The sequence below is a fragment of the Paenibacillus sp. J22R160 genome (assembly GCF_059692135.1).
The window spans coordinates 117,067-143,657 of record NZ_JCAUAU010000012.1; the positions used below are offsets into that span (position 1 = coordinate 117,067).

Below are 26,591 nucleotides of genomic sequence, written 5' to 3' on the forward strand. Positions count from 1 at the left end.
ACGAGAAAAAGGTTTGTCCAGGTGACAGTCCTTTTTACTGATACTGCAGAAAAATAATAGTATACGAAAATATTAGCAAAAATATAAGAAATTAATTGAAAAATAATAGAAACATATAATTAAGTCATAGTACGTTAGAACTATTACAATAATATATTTGGCAAACCTATAGAAATGTAGGGACGCAATGCCATGGGTCTTCATAAGTGAGCTCACTGTTAAGATTGCCAGGTTGCGAAGTGTTAGTTCTCTTTTACGATTATTTAAATAAACACAAGGACTGCCCACGTGGGCAGTCCTTGTGTTTATCGTGGAAAGATGCACAAAGAAATATCAGTGAATTGTTCCATGTAAATAGTACGAAATTCTTTATAAGTTTCTGGACTAGCTTGCTCCTTGAAAAGCCCAATAATGTCAACGGAAGCTTTCTTTTTGAAGGATGCTTTGAGAAATGGAAATGCTTCATTGGTATTCCCACAGTTGATATACCATACTCCAACATTCTTAAGCCCGTTCGCATGGAGTATATTATTTTCAAGAAGTACGCTGTACAGATCTAGCGCCTGTTCGAAAAGTCCACGGATGTAAAACCAGTCGGCCATCCAATTCAAAATGGTTTCATTTGCCATATTTTGCATGAGGGATAAATAGATCTCTGTATATCCGTAACGCCAGAGCAGTTGCAACGTTTGCGTAAACCGATCTTCTTGGTTCGTTAAAATCTCGTTGTTCCAAGTTTTATTATCGATTGCTAACAGGGCTTGCTGCACTATGGTGGCGCAAGCAGTGGTGTCCCCCACGGCAGCATCAGTAAAAGAGATTTCTTGCTGAACAATGGCAGCAGCAATTGCAAGCGAATCTTCCAACGAAGCCGGCAGAAGAGAAGAAGTAGTTAACGCAGACCAATTTCGAAGCAGTAAATTTTGCTGTACGGTATCAGCATCATCCAGATGGATGTCGAGCTTCTGCACTTCAGTAGCATACTTGGAAGCAAGTTCAATACTCCCGATTTTTAGGGCCATTTTGTGTAATAACATTTTATTCAAAGGTTGCTGAAGAGGATAGAGTTGTTCGATAATGTTTGCTACTTGATCATACGATTCAAATTGAAGAAGAGCATCCATTAGTAACTGGAGTACAGTGTAATTTTTGGGTTGAAGCTGGAGTGTTTTGACCCAGTGATGGATAGCGCCAGAAATATCGCCTTTTCTATGCATTATCTCAGCAATGAACTGATGGGGAATAATTTTTCCATAAGAAGGCTTAATTATCCAATAGGGCACCCCCTTTTTTTCAGCTTCCTCCGCGTATTGAATACACTGGTGAAATACATCCTCTGCGGCGTTCCATAGCCCGTATGTTTCGAATAAAATGCCCTCCATACATCGGAAATCCGTTCGGTCAGGGATTAGTTTAATAGCACTTTTAATACTGGTATGTGCTCTTGCGTAATTGCCTTTCTTCATTTCAAGTGTTACAAGACTTTCGAGTAGATGAAAATACCACGTATCCGATGGGCTGCTGCGTTCCAAGGAACGCCGGTAAACTTCCAGAGCCTCATCCTCGCGTCCGGCGCTTGTATACTCATTGCCGAGCACGAAGCAAAAGTAAGGGTTGTTTCGTTTTTCGCCTGAGTTCATTTTCTCCAAGATCGACAAATTGCGTTCCGATTTTTTCTTTTCCTGTACAACCTGAACCGTGTAACCAGTGTGGAAAATCACGAACGGATAAGGTGTGAAAGAAGGTGTACCGTAGTCGGATGTTAATTGTTCGTGAATAGGTTCGATATATCGAATGGATTTACCGTTGAGGAACAAGCGCGCTCCTGTTGATTCTGTAACATCTGATTCGTCATTTCCGCTGCCACCAAAATTCATGATGTTCAGCACAAATCCGCAAGGCATATCGCTTTTATATTCCAATAAATATTTTCTAAGTCTATCATGATCAGCAGGCTGAACAAACTCATCTGCATCGAGAATTAATATCCAACGTCCGGAAGCATGGCGAATCGATTCGTTACGTGCAGCCGAGAAATCGTTCGTCCATGAAAGATCATATATTTTGTCAGTATAACGGGCTGCAATTGTTTTGGTTTGATCTGTTGACCCCGTATCGACAACAATAATTTCATCGACAAGGGTTTTGACGCTGAGTAGGCATCGTTCAAGCACTTTTTCTTCATTTTTAACGATCATACAGAGAGAAAGAAGGGGTTTCATTGATTTCCTCCAAAGTGTTTAAAAAACGTCTGGTATTTAAAGCGAATATTAGTTCTAAATCAGTTTAATTAAGAATACTGAAATGATTGCTTTTATTTTTTTATAGCGGTTACCTCCATAGACCCGTTATAGTGGCTCGAAACATTGTAATCCACTACCTCAAATCCCAAAATATCCAACCATTTTTTGAGAGAACGGAAGGAAAAGTAATTTAAATGTTCAACAATTCTCCACATAGGGTCAGTGTCTTTTTTTACTATTGAAAACGCACTCTCGAAATTCGGTGTAGAAATCCAAAGGACACCTTTGTCATTAAGTAGCGAATGTGCTTTACGTAAAGCTTGAATAGGATCAAACATGTGTTCTAAGACATCGCCCATTATCAACACGTCGAATCTTTCCGCGGTTTCGAATTCAAGAAAATCTACCGTGTAGATTGGAATATCAAGCATATTGGAAACAGCTTCTGCATAGGGAGGCCGTATATCTAATCCTGTAACGTTAAACAAGAATTCCTTTGCGACCGCTGACAATTCACCTGCACCTACACCAACCTCAAGTAAACGGTCTCCCGGAGCTATTAGGGTGAGCTGCCCCATCATTCGACTGATAGTTGGGAAGAAAGTTGTTTTTGGACTTAGGTTGAAATCAAATGCACTATTGGTGAGAAGTTCGCCTAGGTTTACAGGATAGTTAAATGCGAATAGGTGATGACATGAATCACAGCACATCCAGAGCCGGATTGGGTGGAAACCTGGGATGAAATCAATTGAAGTCGTAGTATTGTAAGAGGCGTATGGATGGCCTTTTTCTCCACACAGAGGACAATTTTCAATATGATTTTCTTGTGGCTCCGAGTAGTTGTATGTATAAACAGGATGATCTTCTTTTACAAGTATTTGACTTAGCCGAGGATTTTTTTCAAAAGCTGTTCGGAAGTATTGAAAGGAAGAGATAGGTTCCCGAAGTCGGTTATATATCTCTCCTATTCGATAGCAAGATATTGCAGAGAGTTGCTGATTGTTTTCGAGAATATCACGATATATTGTCAATGCTTGCTCATCTCTAATTCTTAGCAATCCTTCAGCCTCTTTAAACAAGGAAACCCAATCTGTCATAGTATTCTCCTTCAGTATGTTGTTTTCTCTTACGTATTATTGCTAGTTCAAATATTACAGGTACTTATTTAATATCGGCAATCAAACTAGTCAACATAATAGCTGAAGTTTAATTACCATTTGTGTCCTACCACTTATAAGTTACATGAGGTCATTACATAACATAGTTGCAGCTCCAACCTGTGGATAATGTGCACAACTCTGTGCATAACTTTGTTAATAAGTTGTAAAAAAGCCTGCTGCGACAATATTCTACAAAATCTGCAGTTATCCACGGCTTGTATATACCCGAATTTTCAAATAATTTACTTGATTGGCAAGTTTCAAATTGACAGGTCAAGCAAACGGGTGTTATAGTCAAAAAGTAAGGGCTTACATTATTCATTTGCTTATGATTTTTACATTTTTTAAAACGAAGGGAATGTGTACGTTATGCAAGGTAAAGTGAAATGGTTCAACGCAGAGAAAGGCTATGGTTTCATCGAGCGTGAAGATGGTGGAGATGTATTCGTGCATTTCTCAGCTATTCAATCCGAAGGATTCAAAACGCTGGACGAAGGTCAAGCAGTAGAGTTTGACATCGTAGAAGGCGCACGCGGTCCGCAAGCAGCTAACGTTAGCAGACTATAATCATTCGGCACGAACTGTGCCGCTAGTATACACACCAACGAACATGCACACCTTGGGAGTCATCCCGGGGTGTTTTTTTGCGTATACATATTATGGTCGGAATTTAAAGGAATTATGAAGATGGGGTGGAATGTAGTATACTGTAAGTAGGAAGGGAGATGTTTAAGTATGATGATTAGCATTCGCGGAGAACACCTTGAAGTAACTGAGGCCCTCAGGGACTATGTCGAGAAAAAATTAAACAGACTAGATAGGTATTTTGAAGCTCCCCTTACATCCGACGTACAAGTAAAGCTAAGTGTGGTAAAAGATTTGCAAGCCATTGAGGTGGCCATTCCCCTAACAGGCGTGCTGCTAAGAGCAGAGGAACGCAATACTGATATGTATGCTTCGATTGATCTGGTTGTGGACAAGTTAGAGCGCCAAATTCGCAAGCATAAAACAAGAACCAACCGCAAAATTCGCGAAGAAGGCGGCAAACGTGATTTGTTTAAAATCGAAACATCACCTGTCACTTATGTGGAAGAGGAAGAAGACTTTGAATTGGTCCGCAACAAACGCTTCGATTTGAAGCCGATGGATGTGGAGGAAGCGATTTTGCAAATGAATTTGGTTGGTCACAGCTTCTTTGTTTTCTCCAATATGGACACTGATTCTGTTAATGTAGTTTACAAGCGTAACGACGGCAAGTACGGATTAATCGAGCCTGCTATTTACAAATAAAATAAAAATAAACAAAGAGCTTAATTCGATTCCTTCGAATTGAGCTCTTTTCTGTTGTTAATGTTATTTAGGTGCGTTAATTTTGCATGCATGCATTTCGGACAACGATTCAATACTATAGAAATAAGTTAAAACGTGAAACTTTTATGGGTTATGGGCAGTTTATATGGATGTAGACCGAGGGTTTGTTGCGGCAGGGCGGTCAAAGATGGTACAATTTGAGGATACGAATGCAATAGAAAGGGGTTCACCGATGCTAGGACTAGTGAAAAAGATTTTTGGTGATTCCAATGAACGGGAAGTTAAACGGATGTTAAAAGCCGTTGATTATATCAACGAGCTTGAAGCAGGCATTGAGCCGTTATCGGATGAAGAGCTAAGAGGCAAGACGGTTGAGTTCCGTAACCGCTTGGAGAAAGGCGAGGAATTGGATGATTTGCTTCCCGAAGCTTTTGCAGTAGTCAGAGAAGCAGCCAAACGTGTATTGGGCAAACGTCATTACGACGTTCAACTTATTGGAGGTATGGTGCTGCACGAAGGCCGTATCGCTGAGATGAGAACAGGGGAAGGGAAAACGTTAGTTGGAACACTTCCTGTATATTTGAATGCATTGCTCGGCAGAGGCGTGCACGTAGTAACCGTTAATGACTATTTGGCACAACGCGATAGCGGCGAAATGGGTCAAATTTATGAGTTCCTTGGCCTGACGGTCGGGGTAAATCTGCATGAACTTTCTCATGAGGAAAAGCAAGCGGCTTACGCCTGCGATATTACGTATGGTACGAACAACGAATACGGTTTCGATTACCTGCGCGATAACATGGTGCTCTACAAAGAGCAGATGGTTCAGCGTCCGCTTTATTATGCGGTTATCGATGAGGTTGACTCCATTCTGGTCGATGAAGCTAGAACGCCTCTTATTATTTCGGGACAAGCTGCCAAATCAACCGATATGTATTATTCGGCGGATCGTTTTGTGTCCAATTTGAAAGTAGAAGAGGATTACACGATTGATATTAAAGTGCGTTCCGTAGCTCTTACAGAAGAAGGGGTTGCGAAAGCAGAGCGCGCATTCGGTATTGAGAACTTATTTGATCATCAGAATGTGAATATTAATCACCACGTAACTCAAGGGCTTAAAGCGCGTTTTATCATGAAACGTGATGTGGACTACGTCGTGCAAGAAGACGAGGTTATGATTGTCGATGAATTTACGGGCCGTATTATGACAGGCCGTCGCTATAGTGATGGGCTGCACCAAGCCATTGAGGCCAAAGAGCAGCTGCAAGTTCAGAATGAGAGCATGACGCTGGCGACAATTACGTTCCAGAACTATTTCCGGATGTACCGCAAGCTGGCGGGTATGACAGGTACGGCCAAGACGGAAGAAGAAGAGCTTAAGAAAATTTACGGGCTTGAGGTTATCATTGTTCCGACCAACCGTCCTATGATTCGTAAAGATATGCCGGACGTGGTATATAAATCGGAAAATGGGAAGTTTAGGGCTGTAGTTGAGCAAATTGTGGAGAAACACAAACTCAATCAACCAGTTCTTGTCGGTACGGTATCGATTGAGAACTCCGAAATTCTTTCCGAGATGCTCAAGAAGAAAGGCATTCAACATAAGGTTCTCAATGCGAAGTACCATGCGGAAGAAGCTGAAATCGTATCACGCGCGGGGCAACCTGGCGCTGTAACGATCGCTACGAATATGGCGGGACGCGGTACGGACATTATGCTTGGAGAAGGCGTACATGATATCGGTGGACTGCATATTATAGGTACAGAACGTCATGAAAGCAGACGAATCGATAACCAGCTGCGTGGTCGTGCAGGCCGTCAAGGCGACCCGGGTTCATCGCAATTCTACCTCTCGCTAGAAGATGAATTGATGAAACGATTTGGCGCTGAAAATATTATGGCGATGATGGACCGTCTTGGGATGGAAGAAGATCAACCGATCGAGAGCAAATTGATCTCACGTGCAGTTGAATCGGCACAGAAACGTGTGGAAGGCAACAACTTCGACGTTCGTAAAGTGGTCCTTCAGTATGATGATGTAATGAACCAACAACGTGAAATTATTTATAAACAACGCCGCGAGCTGCTGGAATCCGAAAATATCCGCGAAGTCATCGAGGGTATGATTAACGCAGTGATCGAGCGCGTCGTGAAGGCACACTGCCCGGAAGAGCAAATCCCGGAAGAGTGGGAGCTTCAAGAGGTCGCGAATTTCGTGAACAACAACTTCCTACAGGAAGATGCACACATTAGCGACCAAACGATTTGGGGCAAAGAGCAAGAAGAGATCATTGAGCTTATCAAAGAGCTTGTCAGCAAACGCTATGACGAGCGTGAAGAAGAGATCGGACCTGAATTCATGCGTGAATTCGAGAAGGTTGTTGCGCTTCGTGCGGTAGACAGCAAATGGATGGATCATATTGATGCGATGGATCAGCTGCGTCAAGGTATCCACTTGCGCGCATACGGCGGTACAGATCCGCTTCGTGAGTACCAGTTCGAAGGCTTCGAGATGTTCCAAGAGATGATTGATAACATTCGTGAAGAAGTCGCGATGTACATCATGAAAGCTCATGTTCAAAGCAACCTGGAGCGTCAAGCCGTAGCCGAAGGGCAAGCGGTAGATACGAAGAACGAAGCTGGCGGCAAGAAGCCGGTCGTACGCGAAGAGGAGCAACGTATCGGACGTAACGATCCATGCCCATGCGGCAGCGGTAAAAAGTTCAAACAGTGCCACGGACAAGGCAGCTAAGAGAGCTAAGAGAACTAGGTAGCGCTCGGCTTGATTCGATTAGTAGGGCACAAGAGAATAAAGAGGTGTAAGACATGCTGGAACCAGAAGTGAAACAGGACTTAAGAGAAACAGCAAAGCGACTAACCGAATTACGGGGGTCTCTTTGACTTAGATCATAAGCTGGAAGCGATCGGCGATTTTGAGGAAAAAATGGGGGCACCGGACTTCTGGGACGATAACGAACGTGCCCAGAAGACCATCTCGGAGCTCAACGCGATCAAGAGCGTTGTGGATCAGTTCCAGGGCTTCTCGAACGAGTTTGACGACCTGCAGGTCATGGTCGAGCTCGAGGAAGAGGAAAGTGATGCCGGCTTGGTGGCTGACATTGAGAAAGGCATCGCGGCCTTAAAGACCAAGCTCGAAAGTTTCGAGCTTGGCCTGTTATTGAACCAGCCCTATGACCGGCTGAATGCGATTCTAGAGCTGCATCCGGGTGCCGGCGGCACGGAGTCGCAGGACTGGGCGGAGATGCTGCTGCGCATGTATCGCCGCTGGGCGGAGAAGCGGGGCTACAAAGTCGAGGTGCTCGACTATTTGCCCGGCGACGAAGCCGGCGTGAAGAGTGTCACGCTGCAGATCACGGGCTTCAACGCCTACGGCTACTTGAAGGCGGAAAAGGGCGTGCACAGGCTCGTGCGGATTTCGCCGTTTGATGCATCAGGTAGACGCCACACGTCCTTCGTGTCTTGCGACATCATGCCGGAGATTGAAGACGATACGGAAGTGGAGATCCGCACGGAGGATCTCAAAATCGATACGTATCGGGCGAGCGGCGCCGGCGGTCAGCACATCAACACCACGGATTCGGCCGTGCGGATTACGCACATGCCGACTGGGGTCGTGGTGAGCTGTCAGCAGGAACGTTCGCAGATCAAGAACCGCGAGAAAGCGATGAAAATGCTGCGTTCCAAGCTGTATGAGAAGAAGATTGAAGCGCAAATGAAGCATCTTGCTGAAATTCGCGGCGAACAGTCCGAAATTGGCTGGGGAAGCCAAATTCGTTCTTATGTCTTTCATCCGTACAGCATGGTGAAAGATCACAGGACATCGGCAGAGACCGGCAATGTCGGCGCAATCATGGACGGAGATCTGGACATGTTCATTGATGCTTACTTGCGTCATCAGATTCGCAAGCCGGATAACGCTGAGTAATTGACGATTGAGACATAACGCATAACAGAAGCAATTGACGTTCATCCTACACCTAACAGGTGTAGGATTTTTTGTGAGAGGAGGCCTATCGTGGCCAGAAGAGAACCACTGATACGGATAGGAAGTCCTGCACATACCGTATTTGAATATACCTTGCTAGTTATAGGCTCATTGGTGATGGCAGCTAGCTTTAACTCCTTTTTGAACCCGAACAAAATCGCGACTGGTGGAGTTTCGGGGATTTCCACGGTGATTCAGCAAGTTTCAGGTTTGAATCCAGCGATCACCCAATGGGCGCTAAACATTCCGATTTTCCTTTTGGCGTTATGGCTGCTTGGAGGGCATTTCGGTGTGAAGGCGGCTGTTGGTTCGGTTATATTTCCGTTATGCGTACTGGTGACCAGCCATATAGGTGTGCCAACGCACAATCCATTGCTCGCTGCCGTTTATGGCGGAATAGGCGTTGGGCTTGGGCTTGGCATCGTTTTCCGGGGCCGCGGGTCCACTGGAGGGCTTGGGCTGGCTGCGCAAATTTTACATAAGTATTCAGGATTAAGTTTGGGCTTCTCTGTTGCGGTGTTTGACGGCCTGGTAATCATTTCGTCTGCGTTAGTGTTCACTCCGGAGAATGCGCTGTATGGGATGATCGGCCTGTTCGTGACAACCAAAACGATCGATATCGTGCAGATTGGCTTCAACTATGCCAAAGTAGCGTTCATCATATCAGATCATTCGGATGCGATTCGCAAGGCTATTTTGTTTGATTTGGATCGCGGGCTGACCGAGCTTAACGGATCCGGCGGATTTACCGGGGAATCGCGGACGGTGATGATGGTCGTCGTGAAGCAGAACGAGGTCAGTCGATTGAAAACGTTGGTCCAGTCGGTAGACCCGCAGGCGTTTGTGATTTTGAGCGAAACGAATGAGGTGCTGGGTGAGGGGTTTAAGCGGCATGCTTAGATGAAGCCTGGCGGTTTCTACGGTAAAAAGACGTGCTTAGGCACGTCTTTTTTTCATACTAGGGCTATGAGGATCGCGGCGCATTCACAAGGTACTCTTCGTTGTGTTTTGTGCAGCATAGTGATGATTATTATTTCAGTACCCCCCATCGTATCGTGTATAAAATACAATCAGTTCAGCCAAAGAGGCTTATAATCAGCCACTTTCAGCTAAGATGGTTGCACAAAGTAGTGCTCGGGCCCAAATGCAGCTATCATGATGTACAAAGTACAATATAAGAAAGATTTCCAATCTCTAGCCTCACCTGAGCGCGACGATGCAATGACTGAGAAATTCCCGACGAGCCCCGAAATGAGAGTGTAGTCACCTATAAAAAAATGTTGCTTGTCCAACGTTTAATTTGGGATAATATAACTGATCATGGTTTGAACAAAATGTCTATGCATATTATGAATTTTTTTCATCTAAGCGGTTGTGTGAAATCCACGGCAAGATTTTTGCCCAAAAAGCTGGGAAACCCTTGATTCATATCGGATCTAAACGTATTTATACGGAGAAAACTGGTGAAAAAAATTCATTGAATTATTATGTATATGACTGTATAATCATACATATATTTTCGGAATAACGGGGGAATTCATATGAGTCATATCGTTAGAGCGGCTATTATTGGGGCAACGGGTTACGGTGGTGTAGAGGTTATTCGTCTTTTGCAGGCGCATCCTCTTGTGAAAATTACTTCGGTTATCTCGACCTCGAATGCGGGAGCTCCGCTTGCTGATCATTTTCCGCATTTGCAAGAAATCATCGTTGATATCTTGGATCAACTTGATGTGGATCTTATCGCTAGTAAAGCCGATGTAGTGTTCCTAGCAACACCAGCGGGGGTAAGTGCAGAGCTTTCACCGAAACTTTTGGCTGCTGGCCTGAAGATTATCGATATTTCTGGGGATTTAAGATTGAAGTCAAGCAGTGACTATGAAAAATGGTACAAAAAGAAGCCAGCCTCCGAGGAAATCTTGGCGAAGTCAATTTATGCTTTGTCCGAAGTATTCGGGGACGAAGTTAAGGGCAGCGACCTGATCGCGAATCCTGGCTGTTACCCAACCGCAACGCTTCTGGGGCTAATCCCAGCTGTGAAAGCAGGTTGGATTGATCCGTCTACGATCATCATCGATGCCAAATCGGGCGTATCCGGTGCTGGGCGCGGCGTTAGTCTAGGTGTGCACTACGCGGAAGTAAATGAGAATTTGAATGTGTATAAAGTGAATAAACATCAGCATATTCCGGAAATTGAGCAAGCGCTCAGCCGTGTAGCAGGTAAGCCGGTAGTGACGACATTCACGACACATCTTGTACCAATGACGCGCGGAATTATGTCCACGATGTACGCTACAGTGAATGGTGAGCATACGGCTGCAGATTTTATTGAACTCTATCGTCAATTCTATGAAGGTCGGAAGTTTGTACGGATTCGTCAAGAAGGCAAATTCCCTTCCACGAAGGAAGTATCCGGTTCTAATTACTGTGACATTGGTTTTGCCGTGGATGAGCGGACGGGTCGCGTGACGATCGTTTCTGTTATTGATAATGTGGTGAAAGGCGCTGCTGGGCAGGCCATTCAAAACTTGAACTTGATGTATGGTTGGGAAGAAACGACCGGATTGCTTTTCGCACCGGTATATCCATAAGAAGCGGGACATGTGAGGAGACGAGGATGTTGGATACAGTTAGTTTCACGGTGGTGCCTGAGGGCACAATTACGACACCGAAAGGCTTTCGTGCAGGCGGCCTGCACTGTGGATTAAAGAAGACGGAGCGCTATGACTTAGGCGCGATTGTATGTGATGTACCAGCCGCAGCGGCGGGCGTGTACACGCTGAACGCATTTCAAGCGGCACCGCTGCGCGTAACGCAAGAGAGCATTGCCCAAGGCGGCAAGCTCCAGGCAATGATCGTGAACAGCGGCAACGCTAACGCTTGCACAGGGCAGCAAGGCGAAGACGACGCGTACGCGATGCGTGCAGCCAGCGCTAAGGCGCTAGGTGTAGCTGAGCATCAAGTCGGCGTGACGAGCACAGGCGTAATCGGCGAGCTTCTGCCGATGGGCAAGGTGCTCACGGGCATCGAGCAGCTGCCGCAGCGTGTAAAAACGGACGGCGGCGAAGACTTCTGCCAGGCGATCCTGACAACGGATCTTGTGCAGAAGATGACGTGTGTCCGTCTTGTAGTGGGCGGCAAAGAGGTTCACATTGCCGGGGCTGCGAAGGGTTCGGGGATGATTCACCCGAACATGGCCACAATGCTCGGTTTCATGACAACCGACGCACCGATCGAAAGCGAATACCTGCAGCAGCTGCTTAGCAGGATCACAGATAACACCTTTAACATGATCACTGTTGACGGAGATACATCCACCAACGACATGGTCGTGGTGATGGCTAGCGGTTTGGCTGGCGGCGAGACACTCACTCCGGAGCATCCGGATTGGGAAGCATACGCAGCTGGTTTTCAATACGTTGGCGAGTATCTTGCCAAAGCGATTGCACGCGACGGCGAGGGAGCGACAAAGCTGATCGAGACGACGGTTATCGGCGCAGAGAGTGACGAAGCGGCTCGCAAGATCGTGAAGTCGATCATTGGATCGAGCCTTGTGAAGTCCGCTGTATACGGCGCTGACGCGAACTGGGGCCGGATCATTGCGGCTGTCGGTTACTCGGGACAGCCGGTGAATGTGAACACAGTCGATATTCGCCTAGGCGATATCGCAGTGTTAGAGCAGTCGCGTCCGGTGAAGTTCGATGAGGTAGCGGCACTGGCTTATTTGAAAACAGAAACCATTCAAATTCATGTGAATTTACATATGGGCACTGGCAAGGCAACCGGCTGGGGCTGCGATTTGACATATGATTATGTGCGAATCAATGCGGCTTACCGCACATAAGGAAGCAAAGGGGAACGAACGCAGTGAAGAACAATTGCTTTGTGATGAAATGCGGAGGCAGCACGCTTGCGGCGCTGCCTGCCAGCTTTTTTGAAGATATGCGTCAGCTTCAGGAGGAAGGCATCGTAACAGTTATCGTTCACGGTGGAGGCCCCGCCATTTCCGAAACGCTCGGGAAGCTGGGCATCGAGTCAGGTTTCGTGAACGGCCTGCGGGTGACAAACGAAGCGGTACTGGACGTTGTAGAGATGGTTCTTTCCGGCCAGATCAACAAAGAGATTGTACGCCGCATTCAACTGACAGGCGCAGCAGCGCTTGGCTTATCCGGTGTGGATGGGCATTTGATCGAGGCGAGACCTGTGGCGAATAGCCACGAAGTGGGTTTAGTCGGTGATGTGACGAAAGTGAACGCCGAGCTGATCCAAGGCATCGTGAACATGGGCTACATTCCGGTTATTGCACCGGTTGGGCTTGGTGAAGATGGCGGACAGCGTTACAATATTAACGCGGATACGGCAGCTGGCGCGGTGGCCTCCCACCTTGGCGTGGAACAAATGGTTGTCGTGACGGACGTACCTGGCATCATGAAGACCGTAGATGGCGAGAAGCAGGTGCTGCCGGTTGTGAGTGTTGCAGAGATTGAAGAGATGATTGCAAGTGGAGACATTTACGGCGGTATGATTCCGAAGGTTCGCGCAGCGATCGCTTGCATTCAAGGCAAGGTGCAGGAAGTTGTGATTGTGAATGGAGCGGAGCCGAATGTGCTTAGCACAGTGCTGAAGGGCACGGGAATCGGTACAAGAATTGTACGATAACACTATAAGGAGGGAATGTACATGAGTGAAACGGGTAAAAGCTCGCTCTTTCCAACGTACGCCAGATATCCAATTACGCTGGTGAAGGGGGAGGGCAGCCGACTATGGGACGATGCAGGCAAGGAGTACATCGATTTGATGAGCGGGATTGCGGTAGCGAGCCTCGGACATGCGCCTCAAGAAGTAAAAGAGAAGCTTGTAGAGCAGTTGGATCAGCTATGGCATGTAAGCAACCTTTTCCATATTCCGAATCAGGAAAACCTAGCTTCTTTACTTACGGATAACAGCTGTGCGGATGCTGTATTTTTCTGTTCCACAGGAGCAGAAGCGAATGAAGCCGCAATCAAGCTGGCGCGTCGCTATAACCAAAAGGTGCTGAACAATGGTCGGTACGAGATTATTACGTTCAACATGTCGTTCCACGGACGGACACTGGCGACATTGACTGCTACGGGTCAAGAAAAAGTGAAGGAAGGCTTCCATCCGCTTCCTGAAGGCTTTGTGTATGCGCCTTATAACGATATCGAGGCTGTTCGCAGCCTTGTGAATGACAAAACATGCGCCATCATGCTGGAAATGGTACAAGGGGAAGGCGGCGTATTACCGGCTGATCCGGAGTTCGTGAAGCAATTGGGAGAGTTGTGCAAACAGGAAAGTCTACTTTTGATCGCGGATGAAATCCAAACGGGCGTAGGCCGTACAGGTAAGCTTTTTGCCTATGAACACTATGGTGTTGAGCCTGACATTTTCACATTGGCCAAAGGTTTGGGCGGCGGGTTCCCGATTGGTGCTATGCTGGGGAAAGCTTTCCTTGCTGAAGGGTTTAATGCAGGCAGTCATGGTTCGACATTTGGCGGTACGCCGATTGCGACGGCTGCAGGTTATGCGGCTGTGGATACGATCCTTACACAGAAGTTGCCAGAACGCGCAGCGGAGTTAGGCGAGTACACAATTAAGAAGCTGGAAAGCAGGCTTGCCGGCAATCCGTTAATCGCGAAAATTCGCGGTATCGGGCTATTGATCGGGATTGAGTGCACGCAGCCTGCAGGTGAAATCATTAGTGAAATTCATAATAAAGGCGTGTTAGTTATCCCAGCTGGGCCGAACGTTATTCGTTTAGTGCCAGCCTTAAATATACCGCAAGAAGATTTGGATCAAGGGCTGGATGTCCTGTGCGCTGTCCTTGCCGAGAAGGCACCCGTCGATCAGCAGCATCTAGTGAAGTAACGGGAGAGAGGTTGAATAGAATGAATATTACCTTACAAGAAGAAATGGCTGCCCAATTGAAGGGCAAAGATTTCCTTGCTTTGGCTGACTATACACCGGAAGAAATTGAATACTTAATACACTACGGGATTGAGCTTAAGCGTAAGCAAAAGGCTAGAGAGCCTCATGCTGTGCTTGCCGGCAAGACGCTCGGGATGATTTTTGAGAAATCCTCCACGCGTACGCGTGTTTCCTTTGAAGTGGGGATGTACCAACTGGGAGGTCAGGCTTTATTTTTGAGCAAAAATGACCTGCAGCTCGGACGCGGTGAAACGGTTTGGGATACAGCACAAACGTTGTCCCGTTACCTCGATGGCATTATGATTCGTACGTATGAACACCGTAAGGTGATTGATCTAGCGCGCGGTGCGACGGTTCCTGTCATTAACGGACTGACGGATTATGCGCATCCTTGCCAGGTTATGGCTGATTATCAGACTATTCTTGAGAAAAAGGGACGTCTACAAGGCATTAAAGTGGCTTACATTGGGGATGGCAATAATATGGTGCATTCCTTAATGGTGGGTGCAAGCAAATTAGGGATGGACTTCGCGATTGCTTCACCTGAAGGCTATGATCCTGACCAGGAAGTTATTCAGAATTCCAAGGAGAATGCTGCGCATTACGGCGGAAGCGTGCTTCTGACACGCGACCCTCGCGAAGCGATTGAGAATGCGGACATCGTCTACACGGATGTATGGGCTAGCATGGGCTTCGAGGCTGAACAGCAGGCACGGGAGATTGCTTTCAAAAACTACCAAATCAACGAGGATCTTGTGAAATATGCCAAATCGGATTACTTGTTCATGCACTGCTTGCCTGCTCACCGCGGGGAAGAAGTGAGCGAGGGCGTCATTGACGGCGCGCATTCGATTATTTTCGACCAAGCAGAGAATCGTCTTCATGCGCAAAAGGCTATTATGGCCGCGACCATGATATAATAAATAGATTTAGGAAACGGAGAGATTAGTAGACATGGCTAAGGAAAAAATCGTACTCGCTTATTCCGGCGGATTGGATACATCGGTTATTTTGAAATGGCTCAAGGAGACTTACGACGCCGAAATTATTGCTTTTACAGCGGATATCGGGCAAAAAGACGAGTTGGACGGTCTAGAGGAAAAAGCGCTCCAAACCGGCGCATCCAAAATCTATATCGACGACCTGCGTGACGAGTTTGCAAAAGATTTCATCAACCCGATGTTCCAAGCAGCGGCTTTGTATGAAGGGCAATACCTGCTCGGCACGAGCATTGCGCGTCCCTTGATCGCGAAGCGCATGGTTGAAATCGCTCGCGCAGAAGGCGCTACAGCGATCGCACATGGCGCAACCGGCAAAGGAAATGACCAAGTGCGCTTCGAGCTAACAGCTGCGGCGCTGGCGCCTGAGCTGTCTGTTATCGCGCCTTGGCGTTTGGAAGAATTCCGCGAGCAGTTCCCAGGTCGCGCAGAAATGATCGCGTATGCCGAGAAGCATGGCATCCCGGTAACAGCATCCGCTGCGAAGCCGTATTCGACGGACCGCAACCTGCTGCACATCTCATTCGAGAGCGGCATGTTGGAAGATCCTTGGTTCGATGCAGCAGCTGACGACAACAAAGGTATGTACGTCCTAAGCGTTGCTCCGGAAGATGCGCCGGATCAAGCTGAATACATCGAGCTGGAGTTTGAAAAAGGCGACTGCGTAGCCATCAATGGCGCGAAGTTGACGCCACTTCAAGTGATGGAAACATTGAATGAAATCGGCGGTAAACATGGTATTGGCCGCGTAGATATGGTAGAGAACCGTTTCGTCGGCATGAAGAGCCGCGGCGTGTACGAAACTCCAGGCGGTACGATCCTGTTTACAGCTCACCGTAAAATGGAATCCTTGACTATGGACCGCGATGTCATGCACCTTCGTGATTCCCTAATCTCCAAATATGCAAGCCTTGTATACAACGGCTTCTGGTTTGCTCCTGAGCGTCTGGCGATTCAAGCGCTTGTTGCAGAAAGCCAAAAGAACGTATCCGGTACAGTTCGCTTGAAATTGTACAAAGGCAACGTGATCGGAGCTGGTGTGAAAAGTCCAGTATCCTTGTACAATCCGGATATTGCGACGATGGAAGCTGATCCGACGAAAGCTTACGATCAAGGCGATGCGACTGGCTTCATTCACTTGAACGCACTTCGTTTGAAAGTATCTTCGGGTGTCGAGCAAAACGCTAAGAAGTAAGTCAACATAGGCTGTGAAACCGGGCTTTCCCTCGTGGAAAGCCTTTGGGCTGTAAATTAGAGAGGAGTGGGTGTACGTGTCAAAGCTATGGGGTGGACGATTTACGAAGCAAACCGACCAATTGGTTGAAGAATATACAGCATCAATCACGTTTGATAAGGAGTTAGCCGAGGAAGATATTCAAGGCAGCTTGGCCCACGTGACGATGCTTGGAAAATGCGGCATTCTTCCTGCGGAAGATGTCGAAAAGATCAAAGACGGCCTTTACGCGGTTCAAGGCATGATTCGCCGCGGTGAGCTGGAGTACACGATTCAGAATGAAGATATTCACATGAATATCGAAAAGACACTGATCGATTTGATCGGTCCTGTTGGCGGCAAGCTGCATACAGGCCGCAGCCGTAACGATCAGGTGGCAACGGACATGCATCTGTACCTGCGCAAACGCGTAGTCGAGTTCGTGGGACACCTCATCAAGCTGCAGGAAGCTCTTCTTGACCAAGCAAAGAAAAACATCGATACGATTATTCCGGGGTATACGCATCTTCAGCGTGCGCAGCCGATTCTGTTCGCACATCACATGATGGCTTATGTCAGCATGTTTCAGCGCGATCTGGAGCGCTTGCAGGACAGCTACAAGCGCGTAGACATCCTGCCGCTAGGCGCTGGGGCGCTGGCCGGCACGACGTTCCCGATCGACCGCCATTTCGTGGCGGAGCAGCTCGGGTTCGGACGCGTGTACGAGAACTCCTTGGATGCGGTCAGCGACCGCGATTTCATCCTGGAGTTCCTCTCTAACGCGTCCATGATCATGATGCACCTTTCTCGCTTCAGCGAGGAAATGGTGCTCTGGTCTTCCACCGAGTTCGCGTTCGTTGAACTCGATGATGCTTTCTGCACCGGCAGCTCGATCATGCCGCAGAAGAAAAACCCGGACGTGGCGGAGCTCGTCCGCGGCAAAACAGGCCGCGTCTACGGCAACTTGTTCGGTCTGATGACCGTGCTGAAGTCGCTGCCGCTGGCGTACAACAAGGACATGCAGGAGGATAAGGAAGGCATGTTCGATACGGTTCGTACGCTGCAAGGCGCGCTTCAACTGTTCGCTCCAATGGTCGCTACCATGAAAGTGAACACGGATCGTATGAGACAAGCTGTGAACCAAGACTTCTCGAACGCAACGGATATCGCAGATTACCTTGTCAACAAGGGACTGCCATTCCGTCAAGCTCACGAAGTCATCGGCAAAACGGTGCTCTACTGCATCCAGAACAAAAAATATTTACTCGATATGAGCATGGAGGAATTCAAAACGTTCTCAACCCTGTTCGAGTCCGATATTTATGCGGTGCTGCAGCCTGAGCAAGTCGTTAATGCACGTAATGTTTACGGAGGAACGGCAAGCAATCAAGTGTCAGAAGCCATTGCCCGTGCCGAGCAGGTGTTGGCGCAGTCCAATGAGTGGTTGCAAACGTATTTAGAGAAGAGCAAATAAGTTTGCCTATATAAAAAAGCCTTCAACGTCATCCAATTGGATGGCATTGAAGGCTTTCTGCTATTTATTTGACGTTTATCTGCCGGTGACCGAGATATACCCCGTGTCGACGCGGACCTTCACTTTTTTGCTGCCGTCTCCGAGGGTACCTTTGGCGGTGTGATGGTCTTCACGATCTACAGTAAGACCAGGCACTTCTAGATTAGCGCTGCCTGTATCGGCGATTAGATCGAAGCTGACATTCTTAGGCGTAGGCTCTAAGGTAAGGCGGATGCTGCCTGTGTCGGATTCAAGAGAGACCGAATCGCTGATATCACTTAATTTTGCCGTAACGCCACCTGTATCTGTTTTGATCTTTACATCTCCCGTGCCTTCTTGAATGTGAATATTCCCTGTATCCGCTTGTAAATTCAACTGCTTGCCTTCATAGCGGTCAAGTGAAATGTTGCCCGTGTCCGTACTTGCTGTTAGCTTCTCTGATTTCAGATCATTGAAGTTGATACTGCCTGTATCCGAGGTAACGGTAATGGCTTTATACATTTTATCCGGCAGAGAGACTTCAGTTTTGAGGCCAAAGCCTCGGCCAGCAATCCAATTTTTGAGTTCGGTGATATCAAAGCCAAAATTGATGTGATCATTTTCTTTTGTGCAAACATCAACGCGCCATACATTGTTTCCTTCTGTAGCTGCGTCTACCGTGCACTCGTTCGCATTAGTTTCTCGCATGGTACCCACTAAGCGTACTTTAATTTCATCGCCGTTTGTTGGGACGAAAGTGATGTTGGAGATATCGTTTTGAAGGATGAGGGTATCGATATTTGCCGCTGCAATCTTCTTCTCGATATTAATATTGGAGATGCCTGCATTCAGATCTAAGGTTTTGAACGAAACAGCCGCACCGATGAGTCCAACTGCCAGGCAGGTAAAGCCAGTTAATAAGAAAAATTTATATCTGCTTTTCACGGCTTAAGCCCCCTTAATTAATTTGGCATTGAATTGGATGTACGTCCAGCTGAGTTTGAAGAATATTTTGAGCAGCCAGGTGCTGAGCGTGGTGAGAATAACGCCTAAGCCGAAGCAGGCTAGCATAGTAAACCCAATGAACTGGAGATCGCTGCCGACGTGTTCCATAAAGCTGCCAAGCATACCGGCGATCGGAGCGACGATTAGCGCAAAGCCCGAAGTGAATAGCGCAATTAACGTTGCCAAGATACCGAACCATGGACCGACAACGAATAGGAGATTGAAAAAGCCCAGCGCAATGCTGACGATGATCGCCTTAAGCCCTGTTTCCTGCTTAACCGGATAGGGGTAAGGTGGTTGCTGTGTATAATAAGGATTCCCATGAGGCGGCGGCGTGTAGGGTGGAGGTGTATAGCCCCCAGTTTCTGGTGCCTGTTTCGGTGCTGCCGCTGGCTCAGGTCTCGTATATGGTTTCTCTAGTGATGGCGCTTTTGGTGCTGCAGGCGCTTGTGGTGCAATAGGAGCTTGAGGAGATTGAGAAACTGGCTCCTGTTTAGCACTTTTTGCAGGCTCAGGATTGCTCGCATTTGTTGCATCTTTCTGAGCATCCCAGTTAGGAACCCGTGGATAACCTAGCGACTGTGCCACCTCATCCTCGTGCTTGCCGTTTTCAACCGCTTTTTGGAACAATTCCTCGTAAACAGATAATATATTTTGGCGCTCCTTCTCTGGAAGTCCGCGCAGTCGATAGTTTAGTTCTTTGAAATAATCAATCTTGCTCATGGTTCATCCTCCTTATCTCGTATTGCGTATTCTTATCATAATAAAAAAAAGTCATAATGACCTAGTAACTACAGTCACATGACCTTTACATGTTTTAGATCTTTTACGGCTTAAATAGTCATAAAGCTTACCGGAAGGAAGGCCCTTTGACGCCGTCTTCTAAAATAGGTTGGGGTGGCTCAGGTGTCCCGCCTAATTCCGGTTTGATATCACCTCGGTTAGAGGCAACTAAGGTCGGTACAGGAGAGTATTGATCCTTCGAGATAAGTTCTTTGCTGACAAAAACGCCGTTTTCTTTTTTGATCCGATAGGTTTCAACTTTATAGCCAGCTTTACCTGTGCTGATAGGTCGAGTAGCTCCTGGAGCTAGCGTTGCATTATGCAAGTATTTGATCGGCGGCTGGATTGTTTCTACGATGTTGGATTCAACGTCATAAGTTATCGAGGGAGACATGTGCCCGAACAGCTTCACGGTTACGTCTCGATCCGTTGTGACGGTGCGTATCAATAGATAGGCGTCGGTGTTATTGCGGAATTTGAAATTGATGTAGCCGCTGGCGAATGTCGCATCTTGTCCGAGCGTGACATAGCTGACAGGGAGGGAGTGGTTACGCCGCTCCACAATAGCGAGCCCACTTCGCAAAACCGCATTGTACAGGGTTGTCGAGACTTGACATATGCCGCCGCCGATACCTGGAACGAGCTTGCCGTTAAGTATAACCGGTGCTTCCTTATAGCCGAATTGGGTTTCTGTCTGTGCAATGATTTTGCTATAGTCGAACGTTTCTCCTGGAGCCATGAGTAAATCTTGAATGGATGCGGCGGTAGATCGAATATTGTGAATCCGCCCTTCGCCAGAAGCGGGAAATCTGGTTGTAAACTCTGATATTTTGCGATCGATGCCCTGCTGCTTCAAAGTTTCCACGGTTATTGTGGGACTCAGCTCGTACAAAGGGAGCGTCAAGCGAACCGGTGCGGCATTATGAATATAGGAAATGGAAGGGGCGATTTCTTGCAAGTGTTCCTTCAAATGAATAGTATCAATGCGAAGCACTCTGTGTTCCGGTTCATAATTTAGGGAGTCCTGAGCGGTCACGACTCGCTTGGCTGGTGCAGGCTGCTGGTTGTAAAGATCTTTCCAGGCTTCTTTGACCGCGGCGCTTAGCCTTGTTTCATTCACGGTGACCTCAAGCGGAATATCGGTATGACGAAGCTCCCAGCGAGCTTTTATTCGTTGCAAGGGTGAGGTTTCGAATAATTGGGCGAGAGATTGAGTCAGAGCATCATCATGGTATTCAACTCCTAACTGTCCAAGGGTCAATTGTCGATTAGCGATTTCCGGATAGGAAGTTTGCAATTGAACGGGAAAAGCGGACAGCAGCCCAAGTCTCTCCTCGTATTGTTGTTGGAACGTATCATAAGGCATGCCACCGACACGCCAGCCGGCAACCGTGAATTTCGGAGGTAATGTGCTCTGAGAACCATATAGGTACAGAGCGATGCTAATAGAGCTCAGTAGTCCAATAGTGATCGTTGCATAGAAGGTAACTTTTCTAATGAGGGGTGGCATGTACAGCGGCTCCTTTACATACGAATGAGTGAAAGGCCTGTACTTCCATATGTATCTTGCTTTTCATCAATTTATGACTAAAACATTGCTGCCCTCAAATGTGTACAAATCATGATATAATGACAGTATCCAACAGGATTATTGAACGATTTTAGAAGGAATTTCCGCTTTCGTGTCGAACTCCTTAAAGCTGTCTGTACAGCAGAGAGACTTTGGGCTCCATTCAAGGATCCCCATACTTAGGATGTGATATTGTGATCGAAATGCAGGACGTATGGAAAACGTACTCCAACGGCACTCATGCATTGAGAGGGATTAATGTAAAAGTAGACCGCAACGAGTTTGTCTATGTTGTCGGACCTTCCGGGGCTGGTAAATCGACATTTATGAAATTGATGTATAGAGAAGAAAGACCGACTAAGGGCCAAATTTTCGTGAATGGATTCAATTTAGAAAAGCTGAAACAACGTAAAATACCCTTTTTACGTCGAAATATCGGAGTTATTTTCCAAGATTATCGATTGCTGCCGAAGCTGTCTATTTTCGACAATGTAGCCTTTGCCATGGAAGTAATTGAAGCACCGAAGAAACAGATTAAGAAGCGCACGATGGAAGTGCTCGAACTTGTTAAGCTAAAGGACAAAGCGAATTCACTCCCATCACAACTGTCCGGCGGTGAGCAGCAGCGTGTGGCCATTGCCCGGGCAATAATCAACAATCCATCCGTCATTATTGCCGATGAACCGACAGGAAATCTCGACCCTGACACATCATGGGGAATTATGAAACTGATGGAGGAAATTAACTTCCGTGGTACGACAATCGTCATGGCTACGCATAACAAAGAAATCGTAAATACGATGCGTAAAAGAGTCATTGCAATCGAGAATGGCCTTATTGCTCGTGACCAATTACGGGGGGAATACGGCTATGAAGATTAGTACATTCTCCCGGCATTTGCGGGAAGGTACGCGGAATGTTGTCAGGAACGGTTGGATGACGTTTGCGTCGATCAGCTCGATCGCAATCTCGTTATTCATTCTTGGAGTATTCGTGCTGATTACATTGAATGTAAATGATATTGCGAGCCAAATTGAGGATCAAGTTGAGATTAACGTGTATCTGGAGGTTAACACACCGCAGGATCAAATCACGGAGTTGCAATCCCAAATACAAGGTATACATGAAGTCAAGACGATCAAGTTCGTTTCGAAAGAAGAGGGACTTGTCTATTTGCGTCAAAAGCTAGGGGAAAGCGGCAAAGCTTTGCTTGATGGTTTTGAAGGTGAAAATAATCCGTTGAATGATGCATTCACGGTTGAAGTAGATGATCCTAGGAATGTAGCCGTGGTTGCGGATCAAATCAGCGCGCTAAACACAGGTAAGGATCCAAAACCTATTTACAAAGTGAACTACGGCAAAGGGACTGTTGAGGCTTTATTCAAAGTAACGCAAATTGTTCGTTGGGTCGGCTTTGGGATTGTGATTTTGCTCTCCTTTACGGCGGTATTCTTGATTGCCAACACGATTAAAATTACAATTTTAGCCCGTCGCAAAGAGATTTCAATTATGAAAATGGTTGGAGCGACGAATTCATTTATTCGTTGGCCGTTTTTTATAGAAGGAGCTTTACTCGGATTCGTGGGTTCAATAATTCCTGCCTTGATCATTCTCGGCGGATATTGGAAGCTGTTGAATTTAAGTTCTTTAAACCTAAATTTATTGATGATTGAACTGACGCCTTTCGGGGAGATTGCTCCTACAATGATTGCTTTGTTGTTAGGCATTGGCATTGTAATTGGTATCTGGGGATCCCTAATCTCCGTCCGCAAATTCCTCCGCGTCTAGTAAGGAGGCTTTAAAAGCCGACTTTGATAACGAAGTTATTCTTTGCAGCTTACTCGGCATCGAATCTTGAACGAAAATGGGGTAGTCCGGTACTCATGTAGCTTGCTACACTCCGTTCCTCCTACTCCCATTTTCGTCCAACCTTCTCGGTTCTGAAAGCCGGGTTTTAAAGCTTTTATTTATGTTTTCATAGATTCATAGATTGAGAGATAAGAGAGTTAGAGATTTGAGATGAAGTCCAAATAAGCATCATGTTGGTAATGATGAGGAGGCTACGTGCTTGAAGAAGAAGATTCTACCCTTGGTGATGTCATTAGGGATTGCAGCTTCGCTAGCGGTGCCATATGCGGGCTTTGCCGCATCCACAACGGATAAGATCGATCAGCAGTTGACTCAACTTAAGAAGCAGAAGGCAGAAGCGCAGCAGAAGGCGAAAGACGCCGAGAATCAGATAGATAAGGTACATACCGAGAAAGACCAAGCCACCAAGGATATGAACACGCTTGTTCAACAAGTTAATGAGGCTAGTAAAAAACTTACGTTGTTGAATGAGCAAATCGATCAAGTCACCGATGACTTAGAGGAAAACGGCAAGAAGTTGGATGAGGCAATAGCACGAGTAGAAAGTCGCGATCAAATGCTGAAATCCCGCGTGCGTTTGATGTATATGAACGGTTTTGTTTCTTACATGGACGTGGTTCTGAGTGCTACTAGCTTTTCTGATTTCTTGAACCGGATTGAAGCTTTGAAATCTATTGTAAATCAAGATAAAGTCGTGCTAGAGGCGAATAAGAAAGATAAAGAGATTGTCGCTCAGAAGAAGGAAGAGACAGAGCAGCAGCTCGAAAAGGTCAAAAAGCTTTACGTGGACGCCGATGCCCTGAGAGATGATCTGCAGGCGAAGGAAAAAGCGAAAGAGGTCAAAATTGCTTCCCTTACGAAGCAAGAGAAGACTCTTGAAGATATTTCCGAAGAGAGCGATAAGTTAATTACGCAACTAGCGAAGCAAGAGGCGGATCTGCAGGCGAAGAAACGTGCTGCGAGCAAAGCGAAGTCTCCTTTCACATACGCTGGAGGCAAGTTAGGCTACCCTTTGGCAGCACAAGCGCCGCTTACGTCGGATTTCGTTAACCGGATTAATCCGGTTACAGGTAGAGCAGAGAATCATAAGGGTATTGATCTAGGCGCTCCAAAAGGGACAAGCATTCTTGCTGCGGAGAACGGGTCTGTCATCTATGCTTCGTGGATGAACGGCTACGGTAACTGCGTTATCGTCGATCACGGCAATGGTTTGTGGTCTCTATACGGCCATATTATGAATGATGGTATCTATGTCAAAGTTGGCGATGTTGTCAAACGAGGACAGAAGATTGCCGGTGTTGGCTCAACTGGACAATCGACAGGGAACCATTTGCATTTCGAGGTTAGGCTGAATGAAACTCCTACCGATCCTAAACCGTTCTTGCGATAGGACAACTTGGTTATAAAACGGGAAGAGCTTGTCATATACTACAAACAAGCGAACCCAAATTGGTTTTAGGAAAAAGGTGGTGAATCACGCTTTGCAATTCAAAGGACGCACGGTCATCGTTTTTGTTTTGTTAGCTATGTTTGCAAGTAGTATTGTTACATTGACATTAGTGGATCCATCCTTCTCATGGGGGCGTAATGAGCAGCCAGCGGGCAGTGCAGCCGCCTCAACGGGATCTTCGACTGGATTGTCGAGCAAGGATTTGAGCAAAATCTCAACAACCTTTCAACTGATCGAAAGTAAATATTTGAAACAGCCTGATCATGATAAGCTCGTTAACGGCGCGATCAACGGTATGCTGGAATCCCTGGAAGATCCCTTCACGGTATATATGGATCAGAAGGAAGCGAAGCAGTTCGATGAAAGTATTACGTCCTCTTTTCAAGGCATAGGGGCAGAGGTTTCAATTGAGGAAGGCAAGTTCGTCATCGTTTCTCCTATTAAGGGCTCTCCTGCGGAGAAGGCAGGCATTCAATCGAAAGATGTCATCCTCTCGGTGAACGGGGAGAAGCTTGATGGGCTGACGCTTAACCAAGCGGTCATGAAGATTCGCGGTCCGAAAGGAACGCAAGCGAAGCTTGATCTTCTTCGTCAAGGTGCTGGCGACCCGGTTCAAGTGATCGTCGTTCGCGATAACATTGATGTGGAAACCGTCTACGGAGAAATGATGCAGGATCAAATTGGGAAAATTGAGATTCGCCAATTCTCCTCAAATACAGCAGTACGCTTTGCGGAAGAGCTGAAAAACCTTGAGGCCAAAGGTATGAAGGGACTCGTAATCGATGTTCGTAATGACCCGGGCGGCCTTCTGAACGTGGTTGTCGATATCGTTAATCCTTTCGTGAAAAGCGGCAAACCGATCGTTCAAGTGGAAAATCGGGACGGCAAGCGGGAGCCAACGCCTTCAACGGGGACAGGCAAGAATTATCCGGTTGCGGTGCTGATCAATAAGGGAAGCGCCAGTGCTTCGGAAATTTTGGCAGGCGCATTCCAGGAAGCGGTCGGAAGTAAAATTGTCGGAGAAACTTCCTACGGGAAAGGGACGGTTCAAGTCACTTTTGAGAAGGAAATGGGCGACGGCAGCAACATCAAGATGACTGTCTACAAATGGTTGACGCCGAATGGCAATTGGATTCACAAAACAGGTATTCAACCGGACATCGCGGTGGAACAACCGTCCTATTTCAAAGCAGCACCGCTTTCGAAGAAAGCCGCGCTTAAACAAGATATGACGAGCGATGATGTGAAAAATTTGCAACTGATGCTGGCGGGTCTTGGTTTTAACCCTGAGCGTTCGGACGGTTACTTCAATGAGAAAACTACGACAGCCGTGAAAGCTTTCCAACGGACGAACAGCCTGCCGATGACTGGTGAAGTGGATACAGAAACCGCAAACAAAATCGAGAAGCTGCTATTGGATCAAATTCGCGAGCCTAAGAACGATTTGCAGTTGAAAGCTGCAATTGGACAAATCCAAAAGCAACTTGGGAAATAATTATTAGTGAGATGTTGGAAATTCGCGGCGCAAGGCAGGAAAATGAGCCC

Annotated in this window: 21 protein-coding genes and 1 riboswitch; of the genes, 16 read left to right on the forward strand and 5 right to left on the reverse strand. The window is 46.8% G+C overall.

Annotation, left to right across the window (positions count from 1 at the left end; translation table 11 throughout):
* Positions 1-149 precede the first annotated feature (149 nt).
* A riboswitch (cyclic di-GMP riboswitch) is annotated at positions 150-240 on the forward strand.
* 65 nt (positions 241-305) lie between these two features.
* Together AC58UW_RS21930 and AC58UW_RS21935 are read right to left on the reverse strand one after the other, a co-directional pair.
* Complete coding sequence (locus tag AC58UW_RS21930; protein WP_497422727.1) at positions 306-2,222, reverse strand: tetratricopeptide repeat-containing glycosyltransferase family 2 protein; 1,917 nt, start codon at positions 2,220-2,222, stop codon at positions 306-308.
* 92 nt (positions 2,223-2,314) lie between these two features.
* Positions 2,315-3,340 carry a class I SAM-dependent methyltransferase gene (locus tag AC58UW_RS21935; RefSeq protein ID WP_497422728.1) on the reverse strand — a complete coding sequence of 342 codons (1,026 nt, stop codon included), beginning with the start codon at positions 3,338-3,340 and terminating at the stop codon, positions 2,315-2,317.
* 432 nt (positions 3,341-3,772) lie between these two features.
* Between AC58UW_RS21935 and AC58UW_RS21940 the strand changes: the two genes are divergently transcribed.
* From AC58UW_RS21940 to argH, 12 genes are all read left to right on the forward strand, one after another.
* Positions 3,773-3,970 (forward strand): cold shock domain-containing protein, encoded by a 198-nt coding sequence (locus tag AC58UW_RS21940; protein WP_028556842.1) that lies wholly within the window; start codon positions 3,773-3,775, stop codon positions 3,968-3,970.
* A gap of 168 nt (positions 3,971-4,138) precedes the next feature.
* On the forward strand, positions 4,139-4,693 hold the full coding sequence (gene hpf, locus AC58UW_RS21945) for a ribosome hibernation-promoting factor, HPF/YfiA family (protein WP_497422729.1): 555 nt from the start codon (positions 4,139-4,141) through the stop codon (positions 4,691-4,693).
* Between the two features lie 253 nt (positions 4,694-4,946).
* The gene (secA, locus tag AC58UW_RS21950) at positions 4,947-7,466 is read left to right on the forward strand and encodes a preprotein translocase subunit SecA (RefSeq protein ID WP_497422768.1); all 2,520 of its coding nucleotides are present in this window, start codon (positions 4,947-4,949) and stop codon (positions 7,464-7,466) included.
* A 74-nt stretch (positions 7,467-7,540) separates the two neighbouring features.
* A protein-coding gene (gene prfB / locus AC58UW_RS21955) for a peptide chain release factor 2 (RefSeq protein ID WP_497422730.1) occupies positions 7,541-8,660 on the forward strand; the annotation gives its coding sequence in 2 pieces (ribosomal slippage) (positions 7,541-7,612 and positions 7,614-8,660; 1,119 coding nt in all).
* An 87-nt stretch (positions 8,661-8,747) separates the two neighbouring features.
* A complete protein-coding gene (locus AC58UW_RS21960; protein ID WP_497422769.1) occupies positions 8,748-9,620 on the forward strand; it encodes a YitT family protein in 873 nt (290 codons plus the stop codon).
* Positions 9,621-10,261: 641 nt separating this feature from the next.
* On the forward strand, positions 10,262-11,311 hold the full coding sequence (gene argC, locus AC58UW_RS21965; RefSeq protein ID WP_497422731.1) for an N-acetyl-gamma-glutamyl-phosphate reductase: 1,050 nt from the start codon (positions 10,262-10,264) through the stop codon (positions 11,309-11,311).
* 26 nt (positions 11,312-11,337) lie between these two features.
* Positions 11,338-12,564 (forward strand): bifunctional glutamate N-acetyltransferase/amino-acid acetyltransferase ArgJ, encoded by a 1,227-nt coding sequence (gene argJ, locus AC58UW_RS21970; protein WP_497422732.1) that lies wholly within the window; start codon positions 11,338-11,340, stop codon positions 12,562-12,564.
* A gap of 44 nt (positions 12,565-12,608) precedes the next feature.
* Complete coding sequence (gene argB, locus AC58UW_RS21975) at positions 12,609-13,379, forward strand: acetylglutamate kinase (protein WP_497422770.1); 771 nt, start codon at positions 12,609-12,611, stop codon at positions 13,377-13,379.
* A 21-nt stretch (positions 13,380-13,400) separates the two neighbouring features.
* Positions 13,401-14,606, forward strand: a complete 1,206-nt coding sequence (gene argD / locus AC58UW_RS21980; protein ID WP_497422733.1) for an acetylornithine transaminase — start codon at positions 13,401-13,403, stop codon at positions 14,604-14,606.
* A 20-nt stretch (positions 14,607-14,626) separates the two neighbouring features.
* Positions 14,627-15,586 carry an ornithine carbamoyltransferase gene (gene argF / locus AC58UW_RS21985; RefSeq protein WP_497422734.1) on the forward strand — a complete coding sequence of 320 codons (960 nt, stop codon included), beginning with the start codon at positions 14,627-14,629 and terminating at the stop codon, positions 15,584-15,586.
* A 34-nt stretch (positions 15,587-15,620) separates the two neighbouring features.
* Positions 15,621-16,859, forward strand: coding sequence for an argininosuccinate synthase (locus AC58UW_RS21990; RefSeq protein WP_497422735.1), 1,239 nt, complete (start codon positions 15,621-15,623; stop codon positions 16,857-16,859).
* Between the two features lie 76 nt (positions 16,860-16,935).
* Entirely contained in the window at positions 16,936-18,351 is a 1,416-nt protein-coding gene (argH, locus tag AC58UW_RS21995; RefSeq protein ID WP_497422736.1) for an argininosuccinate lyase, read from the forward strand.
* A gap of 75 nt (positions 18,352-18,426) precedes the next feature.
* Here the strand turns inward: argH and AC58UW_RS22000 are convergent, their stop codons facing one another.
* From AC58UW_RS22000 to AC58UW_RS22010, 3 genes are all read right to left on the reverse strand, one after another.
* Complete coding sequence (locus AC58UW_RS22000) at positions 18,427-19,314, reverse strand: DUF4097 family beta strand repeat-containing protein (protein WP_497422737.1); 888 nt, start codon at positions 19,312-19,314, stop codon at positions 18,427-18,429.
* Between the two features lie 3 nt (positions 19,315-19,317).
* Complete coding sequence (locus AC58UW_RS22005) at positions 19,318-20,097, reverse strand: DUF1700 domain-containing protein (RefSeq protein ID WP_497422738.1); 780 nt, start codon at positions 20,095-20,097, stop codon at positions 19,318-19,320.
* A 127-nt stretch (positions 20,098-20,224) separates the two neighbouring features.
* Positions 20,225-21,667 carry a VanW family protein gene (locus tag AC58UW_RS22010; protein WP_497422739.1) on the reverse strand — a complete coding sequence of 481 codons (1,443 nt, stop codon included), beginning with the start codon at positions 21,665-21,667 and terminating at the stop codon, positions 20,225-20,227.
* A gap of 254 nt (positions 21,668-21,921) precedes the next feature.
* Between AC58UW_RS22010 and ftsE the strand changes: the two genes are divergently transcribed.
* From ftsE to AC58UW_RS22030, 4 genes are all read left to right on the forward strand, one after another.
* Positions 21,922-22,608, forward strand: a complete 687-nt coding sequence (gene ftsE, locus AC58UW_RS22015) for a cell division ATP-binding protein FtsE (RefSeq protein ID WP_497422740.1) — start codon at positions 21,922-21,924, stop codon at positions 22,606-22,608.
* Positions 22,598-23,515, forward strand: coding sequence for a permease-like cell division protein FtsX (gene ftsX / locus AC58UW_RS22020; RefSeq protein WP_497422741.1), 918 nt, complete (start codon positions 22,598-22,600; stop codon positions 23,513-23,515). Before ftsE ends, ftsX begins: the two co-directional genes overlap by 11 nt.
* A 280-nt stretch (positions 23,516-23,795) precedes the next feature.
* Positions 23,796-24,986, forward strand: coding sequence for a murein hydrolase activator EnvC family protein (locus AC58UW_RS22025; protein ID WP_497422742.1), 1,191 nt, complete (start codon positions 23,796-23,798; stop codon positions 24,984-24,986).
* Positions 24,987-25,077: 91 nt separating this feature from the next.
* Positions 25,078-26,541 (forward strand): S41 family peptidase, encoded by a 1,464-nt coding sequence (locus tag AC58UW_RS22030; protein ID WP_497422743.1) that lies wholly within the window; start codon positions 25,078-25,080, stop codon positions 26,539-26,541.
* Positions 26,542-26,591: the final 50 nt, after the last annotated feature.

Excerpts from the sequence above, each read along its gene's own strand:
- AC58UW_RS21930 (WP_497422727.1), bottom strand. The coding sequence starts at position 2,222 with ATGAAACCCCTTCTTTCTCTCTGTATGATCGTTAAAAATGAAGAAAAA.
- AC58UW_RS21935 (WP_497422728.1), bottom strand. The coding sequence starts at position 3,340 with ATGACAGATTGGGTTTCCTTGTTTAAAGAGGCTGAAGGATTGCTAAGA.
- AC58UW_RS21940 (WP_028556842.1), top strand. The coding sequence starts at position 3,773 with ATGCAAGGTAAAGTGAAATGGTTCAACGCAGAGAAAGGCTATGGTTTC.
- hpf (WP_497422729.1), top strand. The coding sequence starts at position 4,139 with ATGATGATTAGCATTCGCGGAGAACACCTTGAAGTAACTGAGGCCCTC.
- secA (WP_497422768.1), top strand. The coding sequence starts at position 4,947 with ATGCTAGGACTAGTGAAAAAGATTTTTGGTGATTCCAATGAACGGGAA.
- argC (WP_497422731.1), top strand. The coding sequence starts at position 10,262 with ATGAGTCATATCGTTAGAGCGGCTATTATTGGGGCAACGGGTTACGGT.
- argJ (WP_497422732.1), top strand. The coding sequence starts at position 11,338 with ATGTTGGATACAGTTAGTTTCACGGTGGTGCCTGAGGGCACAATTACG.
- argB (WP_497422770.1), top strand. The coding sequence starts at position 12,609 with ATGAAATGCGGAGGCAGCACGCTTGCGGCGCTGCCTGCCAGCTTTTTT.
- argD (WP_497422733.1), top strand. The coding sequence starts at position 13,401 with ATGAGTGAAACGGGTAAAAGCTCGCTCTTTCCAACGTACGCCAGATAT.
- argF (WP_497422734.1), top strand. The coding sequence starts at position 14,627 with ATGAATATTACCTTACAAGAAGAAATGGCTGCCCAATTGAAGGGCAAA.
- AC58UW_RS21990 (WP_497422735.1), top strand. The coding sequence starts at position 15,621 with ATGGCTAAGGAAAAAATCGTACTCGCTTATTCCGGCGGATTGGATACA.
- AC58UW_RS22005 (WP_497422738.1), bottom strand. The coding sequence starts at position 20,097 with ATGAGCAAGATTGATTATTTCAAAGAACTAAACTATCGACTGCGCGGA.
- AC58UW_RS22010 (WP_497422739.1), bottom strand. The coding sequence starts at position 21,667 with ATGCCACCCCTCATTAGAAAAGTTACCTTCTATGCAACGATCACTATT.
- ftsX (WP_497422741.1), top strand. The coding sequence starts at position 22,598 with ATGAAGATTAGTACATTCTCCCGGCATTTGCGGGAAGGTACGCGGAAT.